At 65.7% G+C, this 12,638-nt stretch carries 8 protein-coding genes; 5 read left to right on the top strand and 3 right to left on the bottom strand.

Features of this window, described 5'->3' with window-relative positions; all coding sequences use genetic code 11:
- Position 1 precedes the first annotated feature (1 nt).
- Both G5C50_RS03985 and G5C50_RS03980 read right to left on the bottom strand, forming a co-directional pair.
- Positions 2-1,561: an oligosaccharide flippase family protein gene (locus G5C50_RS03985; protein ID WP_165065275.1), complete on the bottom strand. Its 1,560-nt coding sequence runs from the start codon at positions 1,559-1,561 to the stop codon at positions 2-4.
- A gap of 339 nt (positions 1,562-1,900) precedes the next feature.
- A complete protein-coding gene (locus G5C50_RS03980; RefSeq protein WP_165065273.1) occupies positions 1,901-2,143 on the bottom strand; it encodes a hypothetical protein in 243 nt (80 codons plus the stop codon).
- 261 nt (positions 2,144-2,404) lie between these two features.
- Here G5C50_RS03980 and G5C50_RS03975 point away from each other — a divergent pair, with 261 nt between their 5' ends.
- On the top strand, positions 2,405-2,746 hold the full coding sequence (locus G5C50_RS03975) for a phosphoribosyl-ATP diphosphatase (RefSeq protein ID WP_165065270.1): 342 nt from the start codon (positions 2,405-2,407) through the stop codon (positions 2,744-2,746).
- A 68-nt stretch (positions 2,747-2,814) separates the two neighbouring features.
- Complete coding sequence (locus tag G5C50_RS03970) at positions 2,815-6,645, top strand: HEAT repeat domain-containing protein (protein ID WP_165065267.1); 3,831 nt, start codon at positions 2,815-2,817, stop codon at positions 6,643-6,645.
- Between the two features lie 7 nt (positions 6,646-6,652).
- Here the strand turns inward: G5C50_RS03970 and G5C50_RS03965 are convergent, their stop codons facing one another.
- Complete coding sequence (locus G5C50_RS03965; protein WP_165065264.1) at positions 6,653-7,918, bottom strand: glycosyltransferase; 1,266 nt, start codon at positions 7,916-7,918, stop codon at positions 6,653-6,655.
- A 974-nt stretch (positions 7,919-8,892) separates the two neighbouring features.
- On the opposite strand from G5C50_RS03965, the gene G5C50_RS03960 reads away from it, so the two are divergent.
- From G5C50_RS03960 to G5C50_RS03950, 3 genes are all read left to right on the top strand, one after another.
- A complete protein-coding gene (locus G5C50_RS03960; RefSeq protein WP_165065260.1) occupies positions 8,893-10,362 on the top strand; it encodes an FAD-binding oxidoreductase in 1,470 nt (489 codons plus the stop codon).
- A 108-nt stretch (positions 10,363-10,470) separates the two neighbouring features.
- Positions 10,471-11,385, top strand: coding sequence for a hypothetical protein (locus G5C50_RS03955; protein WP_165065257.1), 915 nt, complete (start codon positions 10,471-10,473; stop codon positions 11,383-11,385).
- The gene (locus tag G5C50_RS03950; protein WP_165065254.1) at positions 11,382-12,638 is read left to right on the top strand and encodes an FAD-binding oxidoreductase; all 1,257 of its coding nucleotides are present in this window, start codon (positions 11,382-11,384) and stop codon (positions 12,636-12,638) included. The genes G5C50_RS03955 and G5C50_RS03950 overlap by 4 nt, the downstream gene beginning before the upstream one ends.

Here is a 12,638-nt window from a genome sequence, read left to right as displayed (position 1 = left end):
ATCAGAGGGGAGGGTCGTCGGCCGAAACCGTTGTCACTACGGCGTCATGGGGATGAAACGCGGCTCGCCAGCTTCGGGTCCGCGCCAGGCCGCCGGTGGCGACGAGCATGATTAGATACGTGAGTGCTCCGCCGACAACCGCCGCACCGACGTTCCAGCGGACCAGCGACAGCGAGACGGGAACCATCGCAGCGGAGGCCAGCAGCGGTCTCCCCAGGTGGTGATGCCAGGCTGGCTGTCTGCCCTCGCGAGCGAGGCTCTGATAGCCCGCGATCACGAGAGTCAGGCCGATCAGCAGCACGGCCGCCGTCGCTCCGACGAGCCCAAACTGGCTTCTCATGAGGTAGACCAGCGGCCCGATCCCAATCGCCGCCGCAACCAGCGAACCGACCCCCACACTCTCACGGTTCAGGGCGATGAGAGTCGTCTGATAGCAGAACGCGATTGTCAGCAGCGGCGCCCGCCAGATGCCGACGGCCAGCAGCAACCCCGCACCATCATAGTCGGATGAGCCCAGCAGGCCGACGAGCGGCTCCGCGAGGATCGTGACGCCCACGGCCAGCGGGATCATGAACGTCAGCAGGGCCTCGACGAGTGAGTCGAGAGCCACGCGTCCGGCGTCCGGGTGGTGTCGCCAGAGGCGCGAGAGCGTCGGGAACGTCGCGTGCTGAACGATCAGGCCGAACGTCAGGAACACCGTGACGATTCGGTACTGGGCCCCATAACGCCCGACGTCTCCCCAGTCGCTCGTCATCCCAACGACCAGCACGTCCGCGGCGATGATGAGCGCCTGGGAGAGCTGGATCGCACAGACGGTTTTGCCGCGATGGAGGAGAATCGTGATGAATCGCAGGCTGAATCGCGGGCGAGGCATGCGATATCGACGCAGGTAGCTCAACCAGATCAGCCCGATGCCGCCAGCCTCGCCGACTGCAAGAAACATCGGCACCCACGTGATCCGCGTCGCGTCACCGACGAACGCCAGCACGCCCGCCCCGTAGAACATCGTCCGAAGACACAGCGAAACCGCCAGCAACCCCATCCGCTCCGTCCCTCGATAGACGAAGTCGAGCCCGATTGCGGTGGTGAAGAGGAGCAGCCCGTAGAGCGTCAGGATGGAGACGTCGGCGGGATCCTTCAGCGTCAGCCAGCCGCCGAGCCACAGGGCGGAGAAGAGCGTCAGAGCCAGGAGCGACTTGAACGCCAGGACGTGGTCGACGAGCGGCTTGATGAGGCGGGGATGGCGAGAAAGCTCCCTCGCCACCATGACGTCGCTGCTGTCTCGAACGAGGAGCACGAGCCAGAAGACGATGCTGAAGGCGAATTCGACCCGTCCGTAACCGCTGCCGCCCAACCTTTTCATCAAGGCCAGCGTCACGAAAACCGACGAGGCCCGACAGAAAAGCTCGGCAAGACTCAGGTAGGCGACATTAGAAGCGATCCGACGTCCCCGGGCGCGTGGACATGACGCGTCCGCGGTCTCGTTCGAGCGTCCCCGCCGAGCCGTTTTCAGGGGCGTCGACGGTCGCGGTCTTGGCTTGCTGAGTGTCGGGCTCGCCATTCGAGAAGGCACTTCCTTGAGGGCTCGAGCTAAGCTCGCTTCCTTGTGAGCTCCATCAGCTCGCACTCACAACTCCACGTTCTATCGGTCTTCGCGTCTTCTCCACCTTAGCTAGTCTAGGCTCCGGATCGATAATTGCTCATGAGTCACGTGATGCTGACGGTGCATCCGGATCGGAGGCTTCTCGTAACTCGTAATCTCCTGATGACTCGCGCATCCGCGCGCCAAAAAAATCACGAGGATCGCAGTCGGCGCCTGTTTCCAAGGGCCCTGAAGGCCGGCATCGTAGGTGCAAGCCACCCTGGTGTCAATTCGACCTTGGGTCGGGCAACCTCGTCATCAATCCATCATTCTGGTCGCGTGCTGCTTTCGAGGCCGATAGCGAACGACGTAGGCTAGCCCGACTCCCGACATCAGAAGTCCCCACCAAACGTCGGCATGAAGGTCGAACAGGGCGACTCGGGCGTCCGCGGGCGGAGGCGAGATCAAGGCATAGAGCCCTGCGCCCAGAATCAGGAGGCCGTAGATCGTCAGGATTCCACCGATGAACAGCCAGATCGGTATCTGATCCTCGTCGTGCATGCTTGGCCTCCCTTCGCGCGTGTCTCGCGGGTTTCTCCGGCGAGCCGCGAGCGGTTTCCCCACAGTCTACGATGACGCGCCGGCGCATCCAAACCTCTGGTCGCCGAGGCGTTTCGCCACGACGTAAGTCTTTACGAGCGTGTCGCAATCGAAACCCAGAAAGTTTGTGGGAATCGTCGTCCTCCCTGTTATCCTGTCTCGCAGGCGGTCGGGATCGCACTGAGCCCTCGTTCTCACGGGGGTGATGCAGGAAGGTTGAACATGGCGGAAGCATCGGTGATGGCCTCGTTGATGAAGGTGATCGAAGAGCGTAAGGCTCAGACGTCCACCAAACCGTCCTACGTGGCGAAGCTGATGAACGGCGGCGTTGCGGCGATTGGCGCCAAGATCATCGAAGAGGCCGCTGAGGTCGTCGAAGCGGGCGACGAGCCCGGCGACGCCGGTCGCGAACACCTCGTCAAGGAAGTCGCCGACCTCGTGTTCCATGCCGCGGTGATGCTCGGCTATCGCGATCTCGACTGGTCCGACGTTGAGGCTGAACTTCACCGTCGATTCGGCGTCAGCGGCCTCGAAGAGAAGGCCTCGCGGAAACCCAAGGCCTGACGAGCGGTCCGGGCTTGTCGTGCGCCCGGTCGAATCGGTTCGACACAGTCCCCGAGTTGGAGAGACGCATGGTGTGGGACGAACGTTTACACCGGGGGCGAGGCGCATGGGCGTTCATGCTCTCGGCCGCGTGTTTGTTGGGCGCGAGCGCCGCGGTGGCGGTGCGAGGCCAGGAAGCCGCTGCGCCGCACTGGATCTGGAGATCGGGGCTTGCCGATCCCCACGGCATTCCCGCGGAACGCTGCTATTTCCGCAAGAACTTCGTCGTCAAGGAGCCGTCGCGTCTCTCGCTCTTCGCCGCCGCCGACAACGCTTTCGAGCTGTTCCTGGACGGCCGCAAGGTCGCGGGTGGAGAGGACTGGCGGAACCCTGAGAAGGTCGACGTTCAGATCGGCGCGGGGCGACACGTCCTGGCCGCCTGGGCTTCCAACGAAGCGCCTGGTCGCGCTGGCTTTCTCGTCTCCGGCGGGGCTTTGCCGCTGGGGCAAGGAGCGCCCGTCCACACCAACCAGACTTGGAGAGCCGTCCCCGACGTTCCTCCCAACGACTCCTGGAAGGGACTCGACTTCGACGACTCCCGCTGGCCTGCCCCCGTGGATCTCGGCGAGTTCGGCGTCGAACCCTGGGGACGACTCGCGCTCGGCCTCGGCGACGCTGCGGATCGATTCCGTACCCCCGAAGGATTCAAGGTTGAGACGGCGGCCAGTCCGAAGGTGACGGGCTCCGTGATCGCCTTCACGTTCGACCCCGACGGCGCGCCTTGCGTCTCGGTTGAGCGTGGTCCCATCGCCCGACTCGTCGACGAGGATCACGACGGCGTCTTTGAGAAGGCGGTGGTGATCGAAACGGCCGTCACCAACTGCCAGGGCCTCCACTTCGCGGGCGATGCGCTCTACGCCGTGGGCCAGGGCCCTAACGAGCCCGGTCTGCATCGCCTCACCGACGCGGACAAGGACGGCGTTTTCGAGAAGGCCGAGCTGATCCGAGGCGTGAACGGCGGCATGGGCGAACACGGCCCCCACGCCGTGATGATCGGCCCGGACGGCCGGCTCTACTACAACAGCGGCAATCACTCGCATCTGAAACCGCCGATCGATCCAGCCAGCCCGCTCAACATCGCCTACGAGGGCGAGCTGCTCCCCCACATGAACGACTCGCGGGGCCACGCAGCCGGGATCCTCGCGCCGGGCGGCGAGATCTATCGCAGCGACGACATGGGCAAGAGCTGGAAGCGCGTCGTCGGCGGCTTCCGCAACCAGTACGACTTCGCCTTCAACAGCCAGGGCGAACTCTTCACCTTCGACAGCGACATGGAGTGGGACGTCGGCGTTCCCTGGTATCGCCCCGTCCGCGTGAACCACTGCCCGATCGGCGGCGAACTCGGCTGGCGGAACGGCTCGGCCGACTGGCCGGCCTACTACTTCGACAGCCTCCCCGCGACGATCGACCTGGGTCGCGGCAGCCCCACCGGCGTCACCTTCTATCAGGGGAGCCAGTTCCCGGCGGAATATCGCGACCAGTTCTTCATCTGCGACTGGTCTCAGGGCCGAATTCTGGCCATCGCTCTGACCAAGGACGGCGCGTCCTACAGCGGCAAGGCCCAGGAGATGGTCAGCGGCCAGCCGCTCAACTGCACCGACATCGAGACGGGCCCCGACGGCTGCGTCTACTTCACCACGGGCGGTCGCGGCACACAGGGGGGCCTCTTCCGTCTCAAGTCGACCCGCGCGGCGAGCCCGAAGTCGACCCCGTCCGATTTCCTCGCCGCTGCCCTGGAGATCGACTCCCCTCTATCGAGCTATTCCAGCAAGCAGGTCGCTAAGCTCAAAGCCGCCCATGAGGGTGAATGGAAGACCCGACTCGAGGCCGCGGCTCGCGACGCCTCCGGTCGAACGAGTTCCGCTCACCGAGCTCGGGCCCTCGACCTGATGGAGCAGCACGGACCGGCCCCCTCGGAATCGCTGTTGATCGCCCTGTCCACCGACGCTGACGCCACTGTTCGCGGACGGGCCGTCTCGCTGCTGGGCTACCACGCCACCGACGCCTCGCGACAGGCCTTGACGAAAGCCCTCGGCGACAAGGATCCGTTCGTGCAGCGGCACGCCTGCGAGTCGCTGATGCAGCAGCCGGGCGAGACGATCCCCGCCGCCGCGCTGATGCCGCTCCTCGGCGGTTCGGATCGATTCCTGCGGTCTGCTGCTCGGACCGCGATCGAGCATGCGGATCCCGCGAAGTACCGCGACGCCCTGCTGGCCGTCGACGGAACTCGCTCGCAACTCGAAGCGATGCTCGCCCTTGTCCGTGGGACGAAATTCGACCAGGCGGCTCAGAGCGATCTGTTCGCTCGCCAGTTGAGCCTGCTTCAGCAGAACCTCGATTCCGACCTGCGGCTCGATCTGCTCCGGCTGATTCAGCTCACCTATCTGCTCGGGCCGAGCAAGGCGGAGGTTTCGGCTTCCAGGGAGTTCCGTCCCCGGCTGCTGGCGATGTTCTCCGAGAAGGTGGACACGCCGGTCAATCGCGAGGTCGCCAAGCTCCTTGCCTTCCTTGACGAACCGAAGGCCGTCCCGGCGATCCTGGCCCATCAGGAAGCCGTGGCCGACACCGTCTCGCAGATCCACGACACGTACTGCCTGCGGACGATCAAGTCGGGCTGGGATTCGGCCTCCAAGAAGCAATTCTGGAAGTGGTTCGACCGCGCTTGCACGTGGGACGGCGGCTACAGCTATCTCGGCTTCCTCGACATGATGCTCCGAGACTGGCTCCCCGTCGTGACCCCCGAGGAGCGGGCGGAACTGCTCGCCCAGGGTGAGGCCCATCCCTTCCCGACCCGCGTCCTCGTCCGTGAGATGGACGTGGAGAAGGACGCCGCCGGCGTGGCGACGCTGACCGGCCTCTATGAAAGGCTCGTTCAGGCCAAGGCGAAGGGCCCTCAGGCCGACGACCTGAAGGGGACGATCCTGGAGCGGCTCGGCCGAAGCTCCAGTGAGTCGGCGAGGGTCGCCATCCGGTCGTTGATGGCGGCCGACCCGGGAAGTCGGGAACGGCTCATCCGGGCCATGGCCGAACGGCCCTCGAAGGAGGACCTGCCGACGCTGGCCGCGGCTCTCGACTCCCGGGACGAGAACACGCTGCGGCTGCTGTTGCGAGCCCTTCAGCGCATCGACGGGACGCCCGATGGCGCCGAGGCTCCCGCCTCGCTGATCCGTCTGGCCCGCCGAGCCGAGCCGGGGTTGCGCGGGCCGATTCGGCAGATCGCGAACAAGTGGCTAGGGAAGCCCGGAACCCCGGACGCCGGAGACTACGAGAAGGAACTCGCCTTCTGGGATCGGGCCTACAAGGCCAAGCACCCGAACGGCCCGGCGACGACCGAGACGATGGCCGCCGCGGCGAAGTCGCGCGACCTCGCCGACCTCGTCCGCAACGTCCTTCAGGCGGACGTCATGAAGAACGCTTCGCCGAAGCGCGGAACGCTTGTCATGGAGCGTATCCGCTGCCTGGACTGCCACAAGTTCGGCGAGAAGGGCCAGGGCCTCGGCCCCGACCTCTCGACGGTCAACAGCCGGTTCCAACCGGCTGACATCCTGGACTCGATCGTCACGCCCTCGAAGGTGATCTCCGACCAGTACAAGCCGATCACCGTCGCACTCTCCGACGGCCGTATCCTCAGCGGCATGCCCGTCGTGGCCGATGGCCCCACGATGGTCCTGCTCGTCCCGGACGGCTCGAAGATCTCGATCCCCAAGAACGAGATCGAGGAGCAGAAGCCCTCGACGATCTCGGTCATGCCCGAGGGGTTGCTCGACCCGCTCAGCTATCAGGACATCGCCGACCTGATCGCGCTGTTCGAGTCGGTCCCGCGGGTCGCCTCGCCGGCTCAGCCGACGACGAAGCCCTGACCCTTCCTCAACCGTCGCGCCGGCGTCGTTCCGCGACGCCCGGCGCGGCGATGTGAGGTCTCGGCACGCCCGCGTGGCGTTCCCGAGTCGTCACAGAGTCCGCCAGGACGCCGAGCAACCGGCGTCGAAACACCGGGAGTGCGAACGACTCGGCGCGGGCTCGGGCCTCGGCTGGGTCGTGCGGTCGACCATCAGCCTCCCAGCCTTCGACGGCCGCCGCCAGGGCGTCGACCGTGGGGGCGTCGTAAAGCCGACCGCATGAATCAGGGACGGTTTCCGAAGCCCCTCCCCGTCGAAGGGCGATGACCGGCGCCCCACATCCTAAAGCCTCGACGGGCACGATCCCGAAGTCTTCCTCGCCGGGGAAGAGCAGGGCGCGGCAGCGTCGATAGTGGTCGCGGATGACCTCATCCGACTGCCAGCCCAGAAACGTCGTGGTCGGTCCGGCCGCGGCTTCCAATCGGCTGCGGTCAGGCCCTGCGCCGATCACGATCAGCCGCTTGCCAGACCGTTGGCAGGCCGCGATCGCCTGGTCGACTCGCTTGTAAGGGACAAGCGCGGAGACGATCAGATAGAAATCCTCGCGATCCGTTCCCGATTCGGGATGATAGTAATCGGCGTCGACGGGAGGCTGAACGATCGTGCTCTCGCGGAGATAGCAAGCCGCGATCCGACGTCGGATGGTCTCTGAGATCGCCACGAACTGACTGACGCGGACGGCCGTCGATCGGTCCCACTCGCGGAGGCGGTTCAGCATCGTCCGGGCCACCGCGCGGCGGATGGGACGATCCGACCAACCCTCCAGATAAGCGTCGCGACCCTCCCAGGCGTAACGCATCGGCGTGAAGCAGTAGCAGACGTGGGGCGTTCCGGCCGGCACCCGGACCGCCTTGGCGACGCAATGGCTAAGACTGACGACCAGGTCGACGTTCTTGATCCGCCACGTCGAGGCCGCCGCGGGCATCAGGGGGAGCATGTGCCGGTAGTAGCGAAAGACGCCTGGAGCCTTCTGAAGCGGCGACGTCCGAATCGCCATGGACTCGATCGCCGGGCTTGTCGCTCCTCGGCGATGGATCAAGGTGAAAAGGCGAGCGTCCGGAAAGGCGCGGCAGAGCACCTCCAGACACTTCTCGCCGCCCCGCATGCCGGTGAGCCAGTCATGGACCAGGGCGATCCGAAGTCCCTGGAGCGCCTGGGGGAGCGGCTCTTCGGAGTTCGCGTCGGCCTCGCCCTTGGTGATTTCGAACGTACGCTCTCGGATGCTGGCTTCCATGCCGGCTTCCTCCCTGCCCGCCTCGCGAATGAATGAGCGCGGAACCTACTCGATCCTCCCTGAGAGGGCAAGTCGACTCAGCCCTCCCTTCAGATGCTCCGTCGCGGGGGGAGTGGCATCGATCTCGGGTTCGTTCGATTCAAGGATCCTCCACCATTTCAGATGTCAACCCGATGTCGTCAAAGCCCTTGCGTTCAGGATTCCCGTGGCTTCGTTCGCGCGTTTCACCGATTCTCGTCGTCGAAGGCCAATGCCAGGAAGACGGAATCCCCCTCACCCGGGAATACCAGTGATCCCCTCTGCAACGGCTTCGGCCGTTGGCTTCGTTCGCGCGCGTTTCCGAGATCGGGATGAACCCCGAAGATCCATCTCCGAAACCCTTTACGTTCTGTTTCCCCGGTGGCTTCGTTTGATCCGAAAGTCGATACTCCTCGGTCCACGTCGCCGATGCCTGCCGATCACCTTCAGGGGTGATCCGTGAGGAGAGTCAGAAGCGAAGTCCGCCGCACCGGGACGCCTTTCCCATCACTTTCCCATCAGGGGACTCGCGCGCGATGTGTCGCCGGCCTCGGTCCACTCGCGAGGTCCTCTGCAATCCAACCGCGATGTCAAAGAGCACGCCCGCCGCGATTCGCTCCAGAGCGCTGACCGCTCGGGTTGCACACAGACCGGAGGGGTCAACGGGGACTGGCTCCGCAGCGCAGCGGAGGTGCCTGTCCCCCTTGGCTCCGGAGAAAGGGGACAGGCACCCGGCCGCCAGGTCGATACCAAGGGCCGAGGCGCTCGCGCCGGGAGCCAGTCCCCTTTCTCCTCCGCCGTGTGCAACCCAAGCGGTCGCCGCTCCATGTAGAAGTTACACCCAGGTCGCTTGATCTGTCGGAGCTCTCATCATGAGCCCGATGGCAGGCTTTGACCGTGACCGATAGAATCGGCCGAGACATTCTCCACGACCCTCCGCCTGGGATCGCTGCGATATGGCCACGACTGCTGCTCCTTCCACTTCGCTCGCCTCGACCACTCTCGTCGCCGAGTTGAGCTCCTTGCTGGGCGATGAAGGCGTTCTACATCGTCGCGATGAATTGGTGGTCTACGAGTGCGACGGCTACGTTGTGGAGAAGGCCGTTCCAGACGTGGTCGTGTTTCCGAATTCGGCCGAACAGGTGGCCGAAATCGTCAAGCTGTGCAACCGCCACGACGTCCCGTTCGTGCCGCGAGGGGCCGGGACGAGCCTGGCGGGAGGGACGCTCCCGGTCGGCGGCGGCGTGATGATCAGTCTGACGAAAATGAAGCGCGTGCTGGAGATCGACACGCGCGACCGTTACGCCATCGTTGAGGCCGGCGTTGTGAACGTCTGGCTGAGTCGAGCGCTTGCCGGCACCGGACTGCATTTCGCCCCCGATCCGTCGAGCCAGACAGCCTGCACAATCGGCGGGAACGTCGCGACCAACGCGGGAGGTCCGCACACCCTCAAGTACGGTGTGACCGTCAACCACATCCGGGGGGTGGAGTACGTCACGCCGGAAGGCGAGATCGTCCAGCTCGGCGGCGTGGTCGAGGACCAGCCGGGCTTCGATCTCACCGGCCTGTTCGTCGGCAGCGAGGGGACCTTCGGGATCGTCACCAAGGTGATCGTCAATCTGTGCCGCGACCCCGAGGCGGGCCGGACGCTCCTGGCGGTCTTCGATACGGTCGAACACTCGGTGGAAGCCGTGAGCGGAATCGTGGCCGCTGGCATCGTCCCCGCGGCGCTTGAGATGATCGACAACCTGATGATCCGGGCGGTCGAGGCCGCTTTCAAGTTCGGCTTCCCCGTCGACGCCGGGGCGGTCCTCATCATCGAAATCGACGGCGTCGACGCCGGGCTCGATCACGAGGCCCAGGCCGTTTCCGAGATCGTCCAGGCCCACCACGGGAAGGTCGAGAAGGCCATCGCCTGGCGGACTCGCGAAGAGCCCGAGTACAAGGCGATCTGGAAGAGTCGCAAAATGGCCTTCGGCGCGATCGGCCGGGTCAGCCCCACGTTCTGCACCCAGGACGGCGTGGTCCCGCGCACCGCCTTGCCGCATATCCTCCGATTCATGGAGGGCGTTTCCGAGCGTACCAATATCCGGATCGCCAACGTCTTCCACGCCGGCGACGGCAACCTCCATCCGATCATTCTGTTTGACGAGCAGGATCCCGACCAGGTTCGTCGCGCCCTTCAGGCCAGCCATGAAATCCTCGACGAGTGCATCCGGTTGGGAGGGAGCGTCACGGGCGAGCATGGCATCGGCGTGGAGAAGCTCGCGATGATGCCGAAGCTGTTTTCCGCCGACGACCTCGAAGCGATGGCCTCGGTGCACGACGCCCTGAATCGGGAGAATCGTTGCAGCCCTCACAAGAAGATTCCGACCGGCGGCCACTGCATCGAGCGCAGTTCGCCGGGACGTCGCGCTCCCGCGTAACGCATGGCTTTCGCGGTCGGCTCGGCAGCGCGTATGATGTTCATGGGTCGCAACCTTCACTGCGTCGACAAGGTCAGTGAGAGGCCGCCCCGGGGAGGGACGACGGACGTGGGGGATAAGAATCGATTCTCGCGCTGGAGGCGGCTCCCCCCCGTTTTTCGATCGGGCTCGCGCGAGCACAAACTCCCCGGCTTCGAGGAAGAGATCCAGCGGCTCACGCTTTATCTTCCCGGCAGCTACCTCGACCTGGCTGAACTGCTGGCCGGCCTCGAACAGATCCCCACGATTCAGGAATACTGTTCCCGGCTGCTGGTCCAGGCTCTCGAAGAAGAGCGAACGCGCCGGCAGGTGACAGAGGTCGAAGAGAAGCGCGGCTCGCCGCTCTCGGGCCTGGATGAGATCGCCGACGATCCGAACTATCTGGCCGAGTGGAACAGGCGGCGCGAGGACGGCCGGCCGGCGTCATCGTCACGACCCGACGATGCCGACGCGGAGAATCTTCCGGCGCTCACCGTTCCCCTGGTCCACATCCCGGCGATCGAAACGGACGACGCCTTGCTGAGCGAGCCCACCCCGCCGGCCGAAGCCCCTCAAACGGTTCGCCTGGAAATCGGCCCCCGTTCCGAGCCCGAGGTGGCTGGCAGCTACGAACCGGAAATCCCCGACGGACGCGCCATGGACATCGTTTGGAAACACGTCGGCGAAGGCGGAGGAGACCTCGACGGGTTCCTCGCCCACCTGCGCCGCGGCGAACAGGTTCCCCCAGCCTCCACGGCCGAATTGCTGGCCGCTCTGCGCATTCTGGAAGAGGAGAACCGCGGCTCGGCGGGCCTCGATCGTCGCCTGGCCTACGCCCTCTACCGGCTGGCGCTCGAGTCTCAGGTGCTGCTCACCGAGGCCTGGCCCGGCGCGTTCGACGACGCCACCGTGGCAGCGATCCGCGCAGTCCAGGACAAGGTGGAGCGCATCCTCTCCGGAGCTGAAGCCGCTCCGTCCGGGCAAGAGCGGGGGGAAGGGGAGTGACTCGATCGACCTGGCCGGATTCTCCCGACCTGCCGCCCCTGGGCGACGGCCGCCGCGCCCTCGCCGTTCATCAGCCTCACAGCGTCGAAGACCTCTGCGAGGTCGTCCGTTCCGAGGCTGAGGCGGGAGGGGCCGTCTACCCGCAGGGCGGCCGAACGGCTCTCGACTACGGCGGAACTCCTGCGCGTCCTGGCGTTGCGGTTGATCTGACGGCTCTCAAGCAGGTCGTCGACTACCCCCACGCCGATATGACGATCACCGTCCAGGGCGGTCTCAACGTCGCCTCGCTCCAATCGGTGCTCGCCGAACATCACCAGCGACTCCTCTTCGACGTCCCAACGGCCGACCGGGCGACGATCGGCGGGGCGCTGGCGACGGGGGTTTTCGGACCCCGACGATACGGGCAGGGAAGGCCGCGCGACTCGATCATCGGCGTCTCGTTCGTCACCTCGAAGGGCGTGGAGGTCAAGGGGGGCGGTCGGGTCGTCAAGAACGTCGCGGGCTACGACTTCCCCAAGCTGCTGACCGGCTCACTCGGTACACTCGGCGTGATTACTCAGGCGACTCTAAAAGTTCGGCCCAAACCGGGCGGGTCGGCCCTGATCTGGCTGCCGGTCGACGAGCCGACGACGCTCGACGCCAACCTCGCCTCGCTCGACGCCTCCTCAACTCGTCCGGTCGCCGTCGAATTCCTGAATCCCTCGGCCGCGGCGATCATCGGCGACGCCCTGGGCTTGAAGGGGGGCTCCTGGACCTTCGTGCTCGGAATCGAGGACGACGCCGCCTCGGTCGATTGGCAGGTCGAGCACTTCCTGTCCGGCAAGACCAGCGGAGTCGACGTCCTTCGGAACGATGAGACGCCCCCCCTCTGGTCGGCCCTCACCGACTTCCAGGCGGGTCCTGCCTTGCTCGCCTGCACGGCGAACCTGCGACCGTCGCGGGTCGCCGGATTCATGGCGGCGCTCGATCCCGAGCGGTGGGCCGTGCAGGCTCACGCGGGGAGCGGCGTGGTTCGGATGCGGGCTCGGGGCGACTGGAACGAGGACCAGGCCGTGGAGGCGGTCTCCGCCGCCCGGGCTCAGGCTGTGCGCGATTCGGGGGCGCTCGTCGTTACGTGCTGCCCGACGGCCTGGAAGCCGCGGCTGCGGGTCTGGGGCGATCCTCGGCCAGACTGGGCTCTAGGGAAGGCCGTGAAGCAGGCGCTCGACCCTATCGGATTGATGAATCCCGGCCGGTTCGTCGGCGAGGCTTGA

This window comes from Paludisphaera rhizosphaerae (genome assembly GCF_011065895.1).
GTDB lineage: Bacteria > Planctomycetota > Planctomycetia > Isosphaerales > Isosphaeraceae > Paludisphaera > Paludisphaera rhizosphaerae.
This window is presented reverse-complemented; position numbering and strand designations above follow the sequence as displayed.

What these genes read in the sequence shown, in the direction of transcription:
- G5C50_RS03960 (WP_165065260.1), top strand. Translation starts at nt 8,893, where the DNA reads ATGGCCACGACTGCTGCTCCTTCCACTTCGCTCGCCTCGACCACTCTC.
- G5C50_RS03975 (WP_165065270.1), top strand. Translation starts at nt 2,405, where the DNA reads ATGGCGGAAGCATCGGTGATGGCCTCGTTGATGAAGGTGATCGAAGAG.
- G5C50_RS03965 (WP_165065264.1), bottom strand. Translation starts at nt 7,918, where the DNA reads ATGGAAGCCAGCATCCGAGAGCGTACGTTCGAAATCACCAAGGGCGAG.
- G5C50_RS03970 (WP_165065267.1), top strand. Translation starts at nt 2,815, where the DNA reads ATGGTGTGGGACGAACGTTTACACCGGGGGCGAGGCGCATGGGCGTTC.
- G5C50_RS03980 (WP_165065273.1), bottom strand. Translation starts at nt 2,143, where the DNA reads ATGCACGACGAGGATCAGATACCGATCTGGCTGTTCATCGGTGGAATC.
- G5C50_RS03985 (WP_165065275.1), bottom strand. Translation starts at nt 1,561, where the DNA reads ATGGCGAGCCCGACACTCAGCAAGCCAAGACCGCGACCGTCGACGCCC.